Raw genomic sequence first — 15,987 nt, 5'->3', positions numbered from 1 at the left:
TCGCTCACGCCTCCTTGAACGGGAAGCCGAGGTGACGAAGGAGCGCGCGGCCCTCAGCGTCGTTGGTCGCCGTGGTGACCACGGTGATGTCCATACCCCGGACGCGGTCGATCTTGTCCTGGTCGATCTCGTGGAACATGACCTGCTCCGTGAGACCGAAGGTGTAGTTGCCACGGCCGTCGAACTGCTTGGGGGACAGACCACGGAAGTCGCGGATGCGCGGGAGCGCGAGCGACAGGGTGCGGTCCAGGAACTCCCACATGCGGTCGCCACGGAGCGTGACGTGGGCACCGATCGGCTGACCCTCGCGCAGCTTGAACTGCGCGATGGACTTGCGGGCCTTGGTGACGGCCGGCTTCTGACCGGTGATCGTGGTGAGGTCGCGGATGGCGCCCTCGATCAGCTTGGAGTCGCGGGCGGCGTCGCCCACACCCATGTTGACCACGATCTTGACGAGGCCGGGAATCTGCATGACGTTCTCGTACTTGAACTCGTCACGCAGCTTGCCCGCGATCTCCTCGCGGTACTTCTGCTTCAGACGCGGAGTGGTGGTGGTAGCCATCAGATGTCCTCACCCGTCCGCTTGGCAACGCGGATCTTGTTGCCCTCGTCGTCGAAGCGGTAACCGACACGCGTGACGACCTTGTTGCCGTCCTTCTCAACGACCAGCTGGACGTTGGAGACGTGGATCGGCGCCTCGGTCGTGACGATGCCGCCGGCCTGCGAACCGCGAGCGGTCGGACCGGCCTTGGTGTGCTTCTTGACCCGGTTGACACCCTCGACCAGGACACGGTCCTCGCGGGGGTAGGCCGCGATGACCTTGCCCTGCTTGCCCTTGTCCTTACCGGTGATGACCTGGACCAGGTCGCCCTTCTTGATCTTCATGCTTACAGCACCTCCGGCGCGAGCGAGATGATCTTCATGAACTTCTTCTCGCGCAGCTCGCGGCCGACGGGGCCGAAGATACGGGTGCCGCGAGGGTCGCCGTCGTTCTTCAGAATGACGGCGGCGTTCTCGTCGAAGCGGATGTACGAGCCGTCCGGACGGCGGCGCTCCTTGACGGTGCGAACGATGACCGCCTTGACGACGTCACCCTTCTTCACGTTGCCACCGGGGATCGCGTCCTTGACGGTGGCGACGATGACGTCACCGATGCCCGCGTAGCGGCGACCGGAGCCACCGAGCACACGGATGCAAAGGATTTCCTTCGCACCAGTGTTGTCGGCGACGCGCAGTCGCGACTCCTGCTGGATCACGTCTATCTCCTGATCGTCTGCCGGTTCCCGGCAGGGGCCTCAATCACGAGGACCCCTGCCGAGCCTGGCGGAACTGACCTGCGGGTTTGCCCGCAGGAATTACTTGGCCTTCTCGAGGATCTCGACGACGCGCCAGCGCTTCGTCGCGGACAGCGGCCGGGTCTCCATGAGGAGGACACGGTCGCCGACGCCCGCAGCGTTCTGCTCGTCGTGGGCCTTGAGCTTGTTCGTACGGCGGATGACCTTGCCGTACAGCGCGTGCTTCACACGGTCCTCGACAGCGACGACGACGGTCTTGTCCATCTTGTCGCTGACGACCAGACCCTCACGGGTCTTACGGAAGCCACGGGCTTCGGTGTTCTCAGTCACGTTGCTCTCGCTCATCAGGCGCTCTCCACCGTCTCGATGCCCAGCTCGCGCTCACGCATCAGGGTGTAGATCCGCGCGATGTCCTTACGGACGGCCTTGAGCCGACCGTGGTTCTCGAGCTGACCAGTCGCCGCCTGGAAGCGGAGGTTGAACAGCTCTTCCTTGGCCTCGCGGAGCTTGTTCAGCAGCTCCTCGTTGCCCAGCTCGCGCAGCTCGGACGCCTTGGTACCGGCCGACATCACGCTTCACCTGCCTCGCGCTTGACGATCCGGCACTTCATCGGCAGCTTGTGGGCCGCACGAGTCAGCGCCTCACGGGCGATCTTCTCGTTGGGGTACGACAGCTCGAACATGACCCGGCCCGGGTGCACGTTCGCAATCCACCACTCCGGAGAACCCTTACCGGAACCCATGCGGGTCTCGGCAGGCTTCTTCGTCAGCGGGCGGTCCGGGTAGATGTTGATCCAGACCTTGCCGCCACGCTTGATGTGGCGGGTCATCGCGATACGGGCCGCCTCGATCTGGCGGTTGGTCACGTACGCCGGCGTGAGGGCCTGAATGCCGTACTCGCCGAACGCGACCGTCGTACCGCCCTTGGCCTGACCGCGGCGCTTGGGGTGGTGCTGCTTGCGGTGCTTGACCCTACGGGGGATCAGCATTTCGGTCAGGCCTCCGTTCCGGTGCTCTCAGCCGGAGCGGACGCGGGAGCCTCGGCCTTGGGGGCCTCGGCGCCGGCAGCCTGCTGCGGCTTGCGACCGCGCCGCTCGCCACCACGGCCACCACGGGCCGGGCGGTCGGCACCACCACGGGCCGGGCGGTTACCCGCACGGGCCGCAGCGTTCTCGGCGCGGACCTCGGCGATGTTCTTGACATCGCCCTTGTAGATCCAGACCTTCACACCGATGCGGCCGAAGGTCGTCTTGGCCTCGAAGAAGCCGTAGTCCACGTTCGCGCGGAGCGTGTGCAGGGGCACGCGGCCCTCGCGGTAGAACTCCGAGCGGGACATCTCGGCGCCGCCGAGGCGGCCACCGCACTGGATCTTGATGCCCTTGGCGCCGGCCTTCATGGCGGACTGCATGCTCTTGCGCATGGCCCGACGGAAGGAGACGCGGGAGGAGAGCTGCTCGGCGACGGCCTGAGCAACCAGCTGAGCGTCGGTCTCGGGGTTCTTGACCTCGAGGATGTTCAGCTGGACCTGCTTGCCCGTGAGCTTCTCGAGGTCGCCGCGGATGCGGTCGGCCTCGGCGCCACGGCGGCCGATGACGATGCCCGGACGAGCGGTGTGGATGTCCACACGCACGCGGTCACGGGTGCGCTCGATCTCAACCTTCGAGATACCGGCGCGCTCCATGCCGGACGTCATCATCCGACGGATGGCGACGTCTTCCTTGACGTAGTCCTTGTACAGCTTGTCGGCGTACCAACGCGACTTGAAGTCGGTCGTGACACCGAGCCGGAACCCATGCGGGTTAACCTTCTGGCCCATTACCGGGTTCCTTCCTTGCTGCTGACGACCACGGTGATGTGGCTGGTCCGCTTGCGGATCCGGTAGGCACGGCCCTGGGCGCGCGGCCGGAACCGCTTCAGGGTCGGGCCCTCGTCGACGTACGCCTCCGAAATGAAGAGGCTGTCGGCGTCGGTGTGGTCGTAGTTGTGCGCGGCGTTGGCGATGGCGCTGTCGAGCACCTTGCCGACGGGCACGGAGGCGGCCTGCGGAGCGAATCGCAGGACCGCCTGAGCCTCCGTGGCATCCATGCCACGGATAAGGTCCACCACGCGGCGGGCCTTCATGGGCGTAACGCGGATGTACCGCGCCTGGGCCCTGGCTTCCATGGTTGTCCCTCTCAGTTACTTACGTGTCTGAATGCGATCCGCGTTTAGCGGCGCTTCGACTTCCGGTCGTCCTTGACGTGACCCCGGAAGGTGCGCGTCGGCGAGAACTCGCCGAGCTTGTGACCGACCATCGACTCGGTGACGAACACCGGGATGTGGGTCTTGCCGTTGTGCACCGCGATCGTGTGGCCGAGCATGGCCGGGACGATCATCGAGCGACGGGACCAGGTCTTGATGACGTTCTTGGTACCGGCTTCGTTCTGGACATCCACCTTCTTGATCAGGTGGTCGTCGACGAAGGGTCCCTTCTTCAAGCTACGAGGCATCTCAACCCGTCCTTAGCGCTTCTTGTTCGTCTTGCGGCGGCGGACGATGTACTTGTTCGACGCCTTCTTGGGCGAACGAGTACGGCCTTCCTTCTTGCCCCACGGGGACACAGGGTGGCGACCACCGGAGGTCCGGCCCTCACCACCACCGTGCGGGTGGTCGACCGGGTTCATGACGACACCACGGACGGTCGGGCGAACGCCCAGCCACCGCTTACGGCCGGCCTTGCCCCAGTTGATGTTGCTCTGCTCGGCGTTGCCGACCTCACCGATGGTGGCGCGGCAGCGGACGTCGACCAGGCGGATCTCACCGGACGGCATGCGGAGGTGGGCCATCGAGCCCTCCTTCGCGAGCAGCTGCACGGAGGCACCGGCGGAGCGGGCGAACTTGGCACCGCCACCGGGACGGAGCTCGATCGCGTGGAGCGTGGTACCGACCGGGATGTTGCGGATGGCCAGGTTGTTGCCCGGCTTGATGTCGGCCCCGGGACCGTTCTCGACGCGGTCACCCTGCTGCAGGTTGCGCGGGGCGAGGATGTAGCGCTTCTCGCCGTCGGCGTAGTGCAGCAGCGCGATGCGCGCGGTGCGGTTGGGGTCGTACTCGATGTGCGCGACCTTCGCCGGCACGCCGTCCTTGTCGTGACGACGGAAGTCGATCACGCGGTAGGCGCGCTTGTGTCCGCCACCCTGGTGGCGAACGGTCACACGACCGGCGTTGTTACGGCCGCCCTTGCTGTGCAGCGGGCGGACCAGCGACTTCTCCGGCGTGGACCGCGTGACCTCGACGAAGTCGGCGACGCTGGCGCCACGACGGCCCGGCGTAGTCGGCTTGTACTTGCGGATTCCCATTTCTCAGTCCTCGTCCGATATCGGACGATCCGGACCGCCCTCAGGCGGTCGGACCGCCGAAGATGTCGATACGGTCGCCCTCGGCGAGGGTCACGATCGCCCGCTTGCTGCCGGCACGCTGACCGAAGCCGGTCTTCGTGCGCTTGCGCTTGCCCTGGCGGTTGATCGTGTTGACCCCGGTGACCTTGACGTCGAAGACCGCCTGGACGGCCTGCTTGATCTGGGTCTTGTTGGCGCCCGGGGCGACGATGAACGTGTACTTGTTCTCGTCGAGGAGCGCGTAGCTCTTCTCCGAGACGACCGGCTTGAGCAGCACGTCACGGGGGTCCGTGAAGGACTTGCTCAGCGGGGTCTCGACGGTGTTCTTGCCCTCGGTGGCGTGACGCTTCGCCTTGGCGACGCGCGCGACCTTGGCAGCCTTGGCGGCCTTCGAGGCAATGCTCGGGTGACGCGTAGCCATCAGGCTTCGCTCCCTTCGGTGTCAGCGGCCTTGGGGCCAGACACGAAGGACTCGAAAGCGGCCTGGGTGAAGACCACGTCGTCCGAGACGAGAACGTCGTACGTGTTCAGCTGGCCCGGCTCCAGGATGTGGACCTGGGGCAGGTTGCGGGCGGACAGCCACGCGGCCTCGTCGGAGCGGTCGACGACCAGGAGCAGGTTCTTGCGCTCCGAGATCTTGCCGAACAGGCTCTTGGCGGCCTTGGTGCTGGGGTTCGCGCCCTCGACCACGCCGGAGACGACGTGGATGCGGTTGTGACGCGCCCGGTCGGTGAGGGCGTGGCGCAGGGCCGCGGCCTTCATCTTCTTCGGGGTGCGCTGCGAGTAGTCACGCGGCACGGGACCGTGCACGACGCCACCACCGGCGAACTGCGGCGCGCGGGTCGAGCCCTGACGGGCGCGGCCGGTGCCCTTCTGGCGGTAAGGCTTCCTGCCACCACCACGGACTTCACCGCGGGTCTTGGTCTTGTGCGTGCCCTGGCGGGCAGCGGCCAGCTGCGCGACGACGACCTGGTGGATCAGCGGGATGCTGATCTTCTCCACGTCGAAGATCTCCGCGGGGAGCTCGACGGAACCGGCCTTGTCGCCCGCCGGCGAAAGGATGTCAACAGTGCTCATCGGTTACCTCAGGCCCCCTTGGCCGCGGTGCGGACCAGGACGAGGCCGCCGTTCGGACCGGGAACCGCGCCCTTGATGAGCAGCAGACCCTTCTCCGCGTCAACGGCGTGGACGGTCAGGTTCTGGGTGGTGACCCGCTCGTTGCCCATGCGACCCGCCATGCGGAGGCCCTTGAACACGCGGCCCGGGGTGGCGCAGCCACCGATGGAACCGGGCGAGCGGTGCTTGCGCTGGGTGCCGTGTCCGGCGCCGAGGCCCTTGAAGTTGTGACGCTTCATGACACCGGCGAAGCCCTTGCCCTTGCTCTTGCCGGTCACGTCGACCTTGATGCCGGCCTCGAACACCTCGGCGGTGATCTCCTGGCCGAGGGTGTACTCGCTGGCGTCAGCGGTACGGATCTCGACGAGGTGGCGGCGGGGAGTGACGTCGGCCTTGGCGAAGTGGCCCTTGAGGGGCTTGTTCACCTTGCGCGGGTCGATCTCGCCGAACGCGATCTGGACGGACTCGTAGCCGTCGACGTCGTTCGTGCGGACCTGGGTGACGACATTGGGGCCGGCCTTGACGACGGTGACCGGAACAACACGGTTGTTCTCGTCCCACACCTGCGTCATGCCGAGCTTCTCGCCCAGGATGCCCTTGATCTGCTTAGCCATTCTCAGATCACCAGCCCTCAGAGCTTGATCTCGATGTCGACACCGGCCGGGAGGTCGAGTCGCATCAGAGAGTCAACGGTCTTGGGGGTCGGGTCGAGGATGTCGATCAGGCGCTTGTGCGTGCGCATCTCGAAGTGCTCGCGCGAGTCCTTGTACTTGTGCGGCGACTTGATGACGCAGTACACGTTCTTCTCAGTGGGCAGCGGCACCGGGCCCGCGACCGACGCACCAGTGCGCGTCACCGTCTCGACGATCTTCTTCGCCGAGGAATCGATGACCTCGTGGTCGTAGGCCTTGAGCCGGATGCGGATCTTCTGTCCCGCCATGGCTACTCAGTAGTCCTGTCTCTCTAACGCTCTGGAACCCTGCGGTTACGCCTTCTGTCTCCGACCCACGCGGTCGGGCGTGTCGCTCTCCCGCTGACAAAGATGTCCCTTGTTCGAACATCCCTGCAGGGAATGCGCACGGCCCTTCCGGAACCGCAGGCCGGGGGCAAAAAACCCACCGGGTGCCTGGCCGGTGTCGCGCTCACACTTCCCGGAAGATTCCCGTACGTCCGCCCCAGCGCTGCCCGCAGGCAGTTAGGGCGACGAGTACTGTGGGACTCGCTTCCGGTCCTCCCGGCGGGAGGCGCGCAGCATCAACACTCGACCGAGCAACTCGGACAGTCTGCCATATGGGGCAGCCGCCTGGCCAATCGGGCCGAAGAGATTACCCCGAAGGTGACGTAGGTCAAACCGGATGCCCCGCGAGGCCGGCCTCACGACCGGGACATCGTCCGTACGTCGGTGCAGCCGCGCTGCTGGGCCTCGTGACCGGCGGAGGCCTTGAGGGCGGAGCGGGCGAACGAGGCGGAGCAATGCGGGCCTGGGTAGCTGTCGGTGTCCCGGTCGTACAGGTGGTACAGCACGAACACGGCGGACCGCGCCGGCCGGGGGCACGTGGCGGTGGCCCAGGCGTAGTCACGATCACCGTGTCCGGGACCGTAGCCCTCCTCGAGCCGGCCGCCCTCGCTCGTCGGGAAGTCCGTGGCGGCGGCGCCGTAATAGGCGTAGAGGCCATAGCCCGGTTCCTCCCCTTCGTGACCAGATAGCAGTTGGTCTGTGGCACGTCCGGGTCGGCCGGGTACTCCATGCCCCCCGGGCGTGCCGTTGCGCGCCTGCGCCGTGTCGCGCAGCGCGACGCGACCCCTGGGCCTGCCGCAGCGGCTTCGCCGCGCCGGGCGCGCCGAGCCGGGCGGTGGACAGGCCGGTGGGCCGCTGCTCGATCGGGGTCGCCGCGGTGCGTTTCTCGGCGGGCGTGGAGGCGAGGTTCATCCGGCCGGCGCCGGTCGGTCCACCGCCAACCGGGTCTGCCGGGTACCGGGCGAGTCGCATTCCTACGGCCTGTTCGGCGCCCTTCGCTGGCAAGACGCCAACCCCCGTCTGCACCTATGGCGTGCTCGCGTCACGCTGACAGTCGCTACTGGGGTTCCGATGGCTCCTCAGGAGCAGCCAAGCGTGCGCACAGTGGCCGGAAAATAGGCCCGCATAAACTTCTCGATGTCCTTGCGGTGGGATTGGTCCATGAGTTTGACCTGGGGGAGCTGGAGGGTGAGCGTGAAGTATTTCCCACGTTTGGTTTTGCATCGAGTCGTTGCGATGGCTCCGTCAGTCCCAACGACCGCCTTCGCCGCCAAATCTGATCTACGAGGTTGGTTCACGCGTGAAACGGTACCGTTGCCTGTCGCCTGAGCCATCAGGTCCGTCGCGAATTCATCCCACGAGAATTGAAACTCAAGTGACGGATCAGGCCCCGATAGAAGCACACAAGGCGCGCTGACGGATTCATCTCGATCGACCCGGGTGAACTCATGCAAGTCTTCAAGGGACGGTAGGAGCAGGCTTGTCAGAGCAGGATCAACACGAGTCCCGCAGACAGTCTCAGGCACCGCTCGATCACTAGCGCAGCCGCACGAAACCGCGCAGAGAAAGAGAGGTAAGGCGATCATCCTCATGAAGCCACCACAGCGGAACATGTTCACGTGGGCTGCTCCCCCGACACCCCGGTCGCGTGGACGATTCCATCGCGGGCCGACCTGTTAATCTCGTCTTTGGGGTGGAAATACGATCCGGCCGGCACCGTATGCGTCTTCATCCACTCCTGTGCTAGCCCCATCAGTTGGCCATTCCTCCTGGAGTAGGCCCGCACATTGTCGTGAGCGCGCTGGTCATCCAACCTCTCCTGCTCATCCGCCAACCACTGATCCGTCACATAGTCGAAGCCTTCCTGGACGTCGTCGCCCGCCACCGGGAGGTAGCTGATCGCCTTGTCGAAGAGGGGCTTCGCTTCGAATTCCGCTGTCTTCGGGTCCCCCTGCGCCTGTAGCCGGGCCTCCTCCAGGAAGCCGACCGTGCGGCCGGCGCGGATCAGGGATTCCGCGGAGTCGGAGTGGTCCTGGTGGATCCCGGACACCATCGCCTGGTTCAGGCCCCCGTTCAGCGCGCCGTACGCCCCCTCGTCCTTGGACACCTGCTTGGCCACCTCGAAGAGCTGCTGCTGCTCCAGAGGCGAGCGGGCGATGTCGATCTCGCTCATGGAGGCGTGGACCGTGGCGCCGTGATTGACCAGGACGTCGGCCATCGGGCGCCGCAGCGCCGGCGGGAAGTCGTCGCCCTGGGCCGCCAGTTGGGCCAGAGCCGACCGGAAGACCGCCTCGTTCTGCTTGCCGTGGGCGACATAGTGCGCGTGCCGGTCCGACGGATCGATGCCGGTCGCCGCCGCCTGGAGCGCCGCGCCGAAGCCCGCCCGGTCGTCCGCGTCGAGCCCGGCCGCGTACATGGTGGCCGTCGGCCCCTGCCGTACGTGCAGCGTGACGTCCCAGTCCCGGTCCTTGACCAGGTACTTCATACGGTCGTCCGAGGACAGATAGTGCGCCGCCGCAGCCGGGTCCCGGCTCATGACGCCCAGCGCACCGTCCACCGGATCGTTGGCGAACCAGCCGCCGTGCCGGCCGGCGTAGTCGCCCTTCAGCCGCCAGATCCCCGGCTCACGGCGCTCCGCGGCGATCATGTCGTCGGTCAGGTTCTCCAGCATGGCCGGCGCGCAGCCGTGCCCGTGCCGCATCAGGGTCACCAGGGACTGGTAGCCCACGGCCTGGTCCAGACGGGCTGCCTGCTCGGCCGTCGCGAAGCGCTCGACGCCCGCGTGCCGCATGTCCGCCCGCCACTGCCGGTACCAGTCCGAGTCCGTGTTCCGGGTCGCCGTCGCCAGCGAGTCCGCCAGGCCGGACTCGATCGCGGAGCAGGACCACAGGAGCGGCCCGCTCCGGCCGCCCCGCACATGCATCAGGTCGTTCAGCTGGTTCGTCAGCCGGATCGTGCCCTCGGCACCCAGGTCGTCCAGCAGAGTCCGTGAGAACGCCTCGTCGTCGGCGTTGTCGCGGAACGTCCTCTCCAGTTCGGCGAGTGCGCTGCCGGAGAGACGCTCCCCCCGGCTCAGGCGGGCCAGGGCCTTCTCCACGTCCAGCGCCTCGTACTTCTCGACGTCCCCTATCGCCCTGCCGTTGAATCCGCGGCCCCCGACCAGCGGGCCGGAGTCGACGACCACTGCCGCCAGTGCGATCCGTACGCCGGTGTCCGCGTCCGTGACGTCCCGGACCGCCTTGTCGATGCGGTCCTGCCAGGAGTGGACGGCCGACGCGTGATCCCCGTCGGCGTGACCCCGGTCAGCATGGTCCCGGTCCCCGTGATCCCGGTCCGTCCCGTCCGGGGCCGGCCTGTCCGGGTCCGCTGCCGTCCGCTCGGCGTCCGGGGCGGGGGTCACCAGGCCGCGCTCCGAGACCCGCATCCCCGCCGCCACCGCCTCCCGCCGCACCGCCGTGAGCCGGCTCCGCAGTTCCACGAACTGTGCGTGCGCGTCCCGCAGGAGGGAGGCGATCGCCTTGGCCTCCGTCTGCGCGTACTCGAACTCCTTGAGCGTGACGGCGAACCGTCCGTGTGCCGCCTCCGCGCTCATGCCCGCCCAGGAGGCGGAGCCGGTGGAGACGCCGTACACGTCCTCGCGGTACTCCCTCTCCCGCTTGGCGAACTCCCCCGCCATGCCGTCCCAGCGTTCCGCCGCGGTGGTGAGACTGCCGAGGTCGGCGGTCAGGATCTCGTGGTACGTCGGCATCGGCCCGCCGCCCCCGTCAGTACCGGTCCAGCGCGGACAGCTTGCGCAGCGCGCCGCCGATGCCGATGTCCGCGCCGGTGAGGACCGTGTTCGCGGCGCGCAGGGCGTCCTTCTCGGCGCCCAGCCGGTCCAGCAGGTTCTTGACCTGCCCGGCCCAGGTCTCGTGGGCCGCGTGCAGCGCGCCCGAGGTCAGCCAGCCGTCCCCGTCCCGCGCGCCGAACGCCTTCACCGCGGCCGCCGTCTGCTCGTCCGCCCACCGGCCGGCCTTGCGCGTGCCCGGTTCGAGGTGCTCCTCGACGGCCCGCGCCGCCGCCCGCTTCTCGGCGGGCGAGGACACCAGGCCCCTCGCCGCCCCGCCACCGGACAGACCGCCCATCATCCACCTCTCGCCCGCCGAAACGGCCGGCGAACCGCCGCCGGACCGTCCGGATCCACCGTCCACGGACTTCAACCGGTACAGCCCGGTCTCCGTCACGGTGTGTCGCGACGGCGTCGCGTTGACGCCGCTCGGGCAGGGGGGCGCGTCGCATCGACGCGCCCCCCTGCCCCGGGTGTCCGGATACGACGAAGAGGCCCGTACGACCGGAGTCGTACGGGCCTCTCGCAGGTCGGAGACCTCAGGTCAGTCGATGACCCTCAAGCAGGCGGAACCTACTTGACGATCTTGGTGACCTGGCCGGCGCCCACCGTGCGGCCACCCTCACGGATGGCGAACTTCAGGCCCTCTTCCATGGCGACGGGCTGGATCAGCGACACCGTCATCTCGGTGTTGTCGCCCGGCATGACCATCTCGGTGCCCTCGGGGAGGGTCACCACGCCGGTCACGTCCGTGGTACGGAAGTAGAACTGCGGACGGTAGTTGTTGAAGAACGGCGTGTGGCGGCCACCCTCGTCCTTGGACAGGATGTAGGCCTGCGCCTCGAACTCGGTGTGCGGCGTCACCGTGTTCGGCTTGATGATGACCTGGCCGCGCTCGACGTCCTCGCGCTTGATGCCACGGAGGAGCAGACCGACGTTCTCACCGGCCTGGCCCTCGTCGAGCAGCTTGCGGAACATCTCGATGCCCGTGACCGTGGTGGTGGTCTTCTCGGTCTTGATACCGATGATGTCCACGGTCTCGTTGACCTTCAGGATACCGCGCTCGATACGGCCGGTGACGACCGTACCGCGACCGGTGATCGTGAAGACGTCCTCGATCGGCATGAGGAACGGCTTGTCGACGTCGCGCTCCGGCTGCGGGATCGACTCGTCGACGGCCTTCATCAGGTTGAGGACGGAGTCCACCCACTCCTGCTCGCCCTCGAGGGCCTTGAGCGCGGAGACCTTGACGACCGGAACGTCGTCGCCGGGGAACTCGTACTCGGTGAGGAGCTCACGGACCTCGAGCTCGACGAGCTCCAGGATCTCCTCGTCGTCCACCATGTCGGCCTTGTTCAGGGCGACGACGATGTACGGAACGCCGACCTGGCGGGCCAGGAGCACGTGCTCCTTGGTCTGCGGCATCGGGCCGTCGGTGGCGGCGACCACCAGGATCGCGCCGTCCATCTGCGCGGCACCGGTGATCATGTTCTTGATGTAGTCCGCGTGACCAGGGCAGTCGACGTGGGCGTAGTGACGCGCCTCGGTCTGGTACTCGACGTGCGCGATGGAGATGGTGATACCGCGCTGGCGCTCCTCGGGCGCCTTGTCGATGTTGTCGAACGGGGTGGCCTCGTTCAGGTCCGGGTACGCGTCGTGCAGCACCTTGGTAATGGCGGCCGTGAGGGTCGTCTTACCGTGGTCGATGTGACCGATGGTGCCGATGTTGACGTGCGGCTTAGTCCGCTCGAACTTCGCCTTCGCCACTGGGGTCCTCCTGTGGAGTGGTTCTGTACGCCTTACTTCATCGGCGCCAGGTGATCTTTGCTGTAATGGCCCGGAACCCGGGGGCATTCCGTCCGCGTTTGCGAGGGAATGCCCCTGGAGGCTCCGGAGTCAAGCCTACGGCGTGTTAACGCGGTGCGTTACTCGCCCTTGGCCTTCGCGATGATCTCCTCGGCGACGTTCCGCGGAACCTCGGCGTAGGAGTCGAACTGCATCGAGTAGCTTGCGCGACCCGACGTCTTGCTACGGAGGTCGCCGACGTAGCCGAACATCTCCGACAGGGGCACGAGGCCCTTCACGACGCGGGCACCAGCCCGCTCCTCCATGGCCTGGATCTGACCACGGCGGGAGTTGATGTCGCCGATGACCTCACCCATGTAGTCCTCGGGCGTGGTGACCTCGACGGCCATCATCGGCTCGAGCAGCACGGGGCTGGCCTTGCGCGCGGCCTCCTTGAACGCCTGCGAACCGGCGATCTTGAAGGCGAGCTCGGAGGAGTCGACCTCGTGGTAGGCACCGTCGTGCAGGATCACGCGGACACCGGTCATCTCGTAACCGGCGAGGATGCCGAACTGCATGGCCTCCTGCGCACCGGCGTCGACCGAAGGGATGTACTCCTTCGGGATACGACCACCGGTCACCTTGTTCACGAACTCGTACGAGGTCTCGCCGGCCTCGATCGGCTCGATGCCGATCTGGACCTTGGCGAACTGACCCGTACCACCGGTCTGCTTCTTGTGCGTGTAGTCGACGCGCTCGACGGCCTTGCGGATCGTCTCACGGTAGGCCACCTGCGGCTTGCCGACGTTGGCCTCGACCTTGAACTCACGGCGCATACGGTCGACCAGCACCTCGAGGTGCAGCTCGCCCATGCCACCGATGATGGTCTGGCCGGTCTCCTCGTCCGAGTGGACCTGGAAGGACGGGTCCTCCTCGGCCAGACGCTGGATCGCGACGCCGAGCTTCTCCTGGTCGCCCTTCGACTTGGGCTCGATGGCGACCTGGATGACCGGCGCCGGGAAGTCCATGGACTCCAGGATGACCGGGTTCTTGTCGTCGGACAGCGTCTCACCGGTGGTGGTCTGCTTCAGGCCCATGACGGCGACGATGTCACCGGCGCCCACCGACTCGATCTCCTCACGCTTGTTGGCGTGCATGCGGTAGATCTTGCCGATGCGCTCCTTCTTGCCCTTGACGGAGTTCAGCACGGCGGTGCCGGACTCCAGGCGGCCCGAGTAGACCCGGACGAAGGTGAGCTTGCCGAGGTGCGGGTCGCTCATGATCTTGAACGCCAGCGCCGAGAGGGGCTCCTCGTCGGACGGCCTGCGCTTGACGACGACCTCGGGGTCCTTGACGTCGTGGCCCTCGATGGCCTCGATGTCGACCGGGGACGGCAGGTAGCGCACGACCGCGTCGAGCAGGGGCTGGACGCCCTTGTTCTTGAACGCGGTGCCGCAGAACACCGGGGTCACGGTGGTGCCGGTGCCCTTGCCGGACGCGATGGTGATACGACGGATCGCGGCGTACAGCTGCTCCACGGAGGGCTCCACGCCCTCCAGGTACAGCTCCATGATCTCTTCGTCGTTCTCGGCCACGGCCTCGAGCAGCTTGCCGCGGTACTCCTCGGCAGCCTCGGTGTGCGTGTCCGGGATGTCGACGGTGTCGTACATCTCGCCCTTGGTGGCCTCGGCGGACCAGACCAGGGCCTTCATCGTCACGAGGTCGATGACGCCCTTGAAGTCGGCCTCGGCACCGATCGGCAGCTGCATCACGATCGGCTGAGCGCCGAGGCGGTCAGAGATCATGTCGACACAGCGGTGGAACTCGGCACCGGTGCGGTCGAGCTTGTTGACGAAGCAGATACGCGGGACGCCGTAGCGGTCCGCCTGACGCCACACCGTCTCGGACTGGGGCTCGACGCCGGCGACGCCGTCGAACACCGTCACGGCACCGTCGAGCACACGCAGGGAACGCTCCACCTCGACGGTGAAGTCGACGTGACCCGGGGTGTCGATGATGTTGATGGTGTGGTCGACGTCTTCCAGCGGCCAGTGACAGGTGGTGGCAGCAGACGTGATCGTGATGCCACGCTCCTGCTCCTGCTCCATCCAGTCCATGGTGGCGGCGCCGTCGTGGACCTCACCGATCTTGTACGACACACCGGTGTAGAACAGGATCCGCTCAGTGGTGGTCGTCTTGCCCGCGTCGATGTGGGCCATGATCCCAATGTTGCGGACCTTGGCCAGGTCAAGTGAAGTGGTAGCCATAAGGCTTCAGTCTTCTCTCGGTCTCGATGTGGGTAGCGACTACCAGCGGTAGTGCGCGAAGGCCTTGTTGGACTCGGCCATCTTGTGCGTGTCCTCGCGCTTCTTCACAGCGGCACCCAGGCCGTTGGAGGCGTCGAGAAGCTCGTTGAGCAGACGCTCGGTCATGGTCTTCTCGCGACGGGCGCGGGAGTAACCGACCAGCCAGCGCAGCGCGAGCGTGTTGGCACGACCGGGCTTGACCTCGATCGGAACCTGGTACGTCGCACCACCGACACGGCGGGACTTGACCTCGAGGGTCGGCTTGATGTTCTCCAGCGCGCGCTTCAGCGTGATGACCGGGTCATTGCTGGTCTTCTCGCGAAGACCCTCCATGGCGCCGTACACGATGCGCTCGGCGGTGGAGCGCTTGCCGTTCAGCAGCACCTTGTTGATGAGGGAGGTCACCAGAGGAGAACCGTAGACCGGGTCGATGATGACCGGGCGCTTCGGGGCGGGGCCCTTACGAGGCATTCTTACTTCTCCTTCTTGGCGCCGTAGCGGCTGCGGGCCTGCTTGCGGTTCTTGACACCCTGGGTGTCCAGGGAACCTCGGATGATCTTGTAGCGAACACCCGGCAGGTCCTTCACACGGCCACCACGCACGAGCACGATGGAGTGCTCCTGCAGGTTGTGTCCCTCACCCGGAATGTAAGCGGTGACCTCGATCCCGCTGGTCAGACGCACACGCGCGACCTTACGCAGGGCCGAGTTCGGCTTCTTCGGGGTGGTCGTGAACACACGCGTGCAGACGCCGCGACGCTGAGGGGAACCCTCGAGTGCGGGCGTCTTGTTCTTCTCGACCTTGTCCTGCCGGCCCTTGCGGACCAGCTGCTGGATCGTAGGCACTACTTCTCCGGTTTCTGTGTGCCGAATAGGTAAAGCTAACCTGGAACAACGCCGACCCACGCGGTCGGGTGTGTCGAATCCCGCAGACTCCCCCCGCAAGGCGGGAAGGGCGCAGATTACGGTGGCCGGTGACGGCTCGCTGTGCGGTCGAAGGCACGCACGAGAGCCAGGGCACACCCCAGGCACAAGGTCTGAGCGTACCTACCTCATTCGCTGCGGTCAAAACAAATGGGACCCACCCCTATCACGGCAGACCCTCCACCGGGTCGGTGACCCTCGGCGATCATGGATACCGGAGCCCCGGCGGGTCTCCCCGCACGCCCTCCCTGCCCCCTGGAGCGGCTCAGCGGGCCCTCACGGCGCCCCGGGGCACCACCACGCCACCGCGTCCACACCTCTCGGCCGCAGGGCCGGACACCG

General features: G+C 66.7%; 22 protein-coding genes. All 22 read right to left on the bottom strand.

Going from position 1 to position 15,987, the window contains the following annotated elements:
* Positions 1-4: 4 nt before the first annotated feature.
* The 22 genes from rplE to rpsL all read right to left on the bottom strand — a co-directional run bounded on the left by rplE (position 5) and on the right by rpsL (position 15,567).
* Positions 5-562, bottom strand: coding sequence for a 50S ribosomal protein L5 (gene rplE, locus ACGFT2_RS28165; RefSeq protein ID WP_016434630.1), 558 nt, complete (start codon positions 560-562; stop codon positions 5-7).
* Positions 562-885, bottom strand: coding sequence for a 50S ribosomal protein L24 (rplX, locus tag ACGFT2_RS28160; RefSeq protein ID WP_030671805.1), 324 nt, complete (start codon positions 883-885; stop codon positions 562-564). The genes rplE and rplX overlap by 1 nt, the downstream gene beginning before the upstream one ends.
* Positions 886-887: 2 nt before the next feature.
* Entirely contained in the window at positions 888-1,256 is a 369-nt protein-coding gene (gene rplN / locus ACGFT2_RS28155) for a 50S ribosomal protein L14 (RefSeq protein ID WP_003998823.1), read from the bottom strand.
* Positions 1,257-1,355: 99 nt separating this feature from the next.
* On the bottom strand, positions 1,356-1,640 hold the full coding sequence (gene rpsQ / locus ACGFT2_RS28150; protein ID WP_014674375.1) for a 30S ribosomal protein S17: 285 nt from the start codon (positions 1,638-1,640) through the stop codon (positions 1,356-1,358).
* Positions 1,640-1,864: a 50S ribosomal protein L29 gene (gene rpmC, locus ACGFT2_RS28145; RefSeq protein ID WP_010036720.1), complete on the bottom strand. Its 225-nt coding sequence runs from the start codon at positions 1,862-1,864 to the stop codon at positions 1,640-1,642. The genes rpsQ and rpmC overlap by 1 nt, the downstream gene beginning before the upstream one ends.
* Positions 1,864-2,283, bottom strand: coding sequence for a 50S ribosomal protein L16 (rplP, locus tag ACGFT2_RS28140; RefSeq protein ID WP_004927269.1), 420 nt, complete (start codon positions 2,281-2,283; stop codon positions 1,864-1,866). The genes rpmC and rplP overlap by 1 nt, the downstream gene beginning before the upstream one ends.
* A 5-nt stretch (positions 2,284-2,288) precedes the next feature.
* A complete protein-coding gene (gene rpsC / locus ACGFT2_RS28135) occupies positions 2,289-3,110 on the bottom strand; it encodes a 30S ribosomal protein S3 (RefSeq protein WP_003998826.1) in 822 nt (273 codons plus the stop codon).
* Positions 3,110-3,457, bottom strand: coding sequence for a 50S ribosomal protein L22 (rplV, locus tag ACGFT2_RS28130; protein WP_003974262.1), 348 nt, complete (start codon positions 3,455-3,457; stop codon positions 3,110-3,112). The genes rpsC and rplV overlap by 1 nt, the downstream gene beginning before the upstream one ends.
* A 44-nt stretch (positions 3,458-3,501) precedes the next feature.
* A complete protein-coding gene (rpsS, locus tag ACGFT2_RS28125; RefSeq protein WP_003948639.1) occupies positions 3,502-3,783 on the bottom strand; it encodes a 30S ribosomal protein S19 in 282 nt (93 codons plus the stop codon).
* Between the two features lie 12 nt (positions 3,784-3,795).
* Positions 3,796-4,632, bottom strand: a complete 837-nt coding sequence (rplB, locus tag ACGFT2_RS28120) for a 50S ribosomal protein L2 (RefSeq protein WP_235456332.1) — start codon at positions 4,630-4,632, stop codon at positions 3,796-3,798.
* A 40-nt stretch (positions 4,633-4,672) separates the two neighbouring features.
* A complete protein-coding gene (rplW, locus tag ACGFT2_RS28115; RefSeq protein WP_393283269.1) occupies positions 4,673-5,092 on the bottom strand; it encodes a 50S ribosomal protein L23 in 420 nt (139 codons plus the stop codon).
* The gene (gene rplD / locus ACGFT2_RS28110) at positions 5,092-5,748 is read right to left on the bottom strand and encodes a 50S ribosomal protein L4 (protein ID WP_393283266.1); all 657 of its coding nucleotides are present in this window, start codon (positions 5,746-5,748) and stop codon (positions 5,092-5,094) included. The genes rplW and rplD overlap by 1 nt, the downstream gene beginning before the upstream one ends.
* An 8-nt stretch (positions 5,749-5,756) precedes the next feature.
* Entirely contained in the window at positions 5,757-6,401 is a 645-nt protein-coding gene (gene rplC, locus ACGFT2_RS28105) for a 50S ribosomal protein L3 (protein WP_020135811.1), read from the bottom strand.
* Between the two features lie 17 nt (positions 6,402-6,418).
* Positions 6,419-6,727 (bottom strand): 30S ribosomal protein S10, encoded by a 309-nt coding sequence (gene rpsJ / locus ACGFT2_RS28100; protein ID WP_003948644.1) that lies wholly within the window; start codon positions 6,725-6,727, stop codon positions 6,419-6,421.
* A gap of 434 nt (positions 6,728-7,161) precedes the next feature.
* Complete coding sequence (locus tag ACGFT2_RS28095; protein WP_393283264.1) at positions 7,162-7,311, bottom strand: hypothetical protein; 150 nt, start codon at positions 7,309-7,311, stop codon at positions 7,162-7,164.
* Positions 7,312-7,884: 573 nt separating this feature from the next.
* Positions 7,885-8,259, bottom strand: a complete 375-nt coding sequence (locus ACGFT2_RS28090) for a hypothetical protein (RefSeq protein WP_393283261.1) — start codon at positions 8,257-8,259, stop codon at positions 7,885-7,887.
* 161 nt (positions 8,260-8,420) lie between these two features.
* Positions 8,421-10,553, bottom strand: a complete 2,133-nt coding sequence (locus tag ACGFT2_RS28085; protein WP_393283259.1) for a hypothetical protein — start codon at positions 10,551-10,553, stop codon at positions 8,421-8,423.
* A gap of 16 nt (positions 10,554-10,569) precedes the next feature.
* On the bottom strand, positions 10,570-11,028 hold the full coding sequence (locus ACGFT2_RS28080) for a hypothetical protein (protein ID WP_393283257.1): 459 nt from the start codon (positions 11,026-11,028) through the stop codon (positions 10,570-10,572).
* A 176-nt stretch (positions 11,029-11,204) separates the two neighbouring features.
* Positions 11,205-12,398, bottom strand: a complete 1,194-nt coding sequence (tuf, locus tag ACGFT2_RS28075) for an elongation factor Tu (RefSeq protein ID WP_393283255.1) — start codon at positions 12,396-12,398, stop codon at positions 11,205-11,207.
* A gap of 158 nt (positions 12,399-12,556) precedes the next feature.
* On the bottom strand, positions 12,557-14,683 hold the full coding sequence (gene fusA, locus ACGFT2_RS28070; RefSeq protein WP_393283253.1) for an elongation factor G: 2,127 nt from the start codon (positions 14,681-14,683) through the stop codon (positions 12,557-12,559).
* Between the two features lie 39 nt (positions 14,684-14,722).
* Positions 14,723-15,193 carry a 30S ribosomal protein S7 gene (gene rpsG, locus ACGFT2_RS28065; protein WP_005481264.1) on the bottom strand — a complete coding sequence of 157 codons (471 nt, stop codon included), beginning with the start codon at positions 15,191-15,193 and terminating at the stop codon, positions 14,723-14,725.
* Between the two features lie 2 nt (positions 15,194-15,195).
* Positions 15,196-15,567 carry a 30S ribosomal protein S12 gene (rpsL, locus tag ACGFT2_RS28060; protein WP_003948652.1) on the bottom strand — a complete coding sequence of 124 codons (372 nt, stop codon included), beginning with the start codon at positions 15,565-15,567 and terminating at the stop codon, positions 15,196-15,198.
* Positions 15,568-15,987: the final 420 nt, after the last annotated feature.

The organism is Streptomyces sp. NPDC048514, assembly GCF_043199955.1.
Lineage (GTDB): Bacteria > Actinomycetota > Actinomycetes > Streptomycetales > Streptomycetaceae > Streptomyces.
The sequence above is the reverse complement of the archived record's forward strand: the minus strand, read 5'-3'. Positions and strand labels throughout refer to the sequence as shown.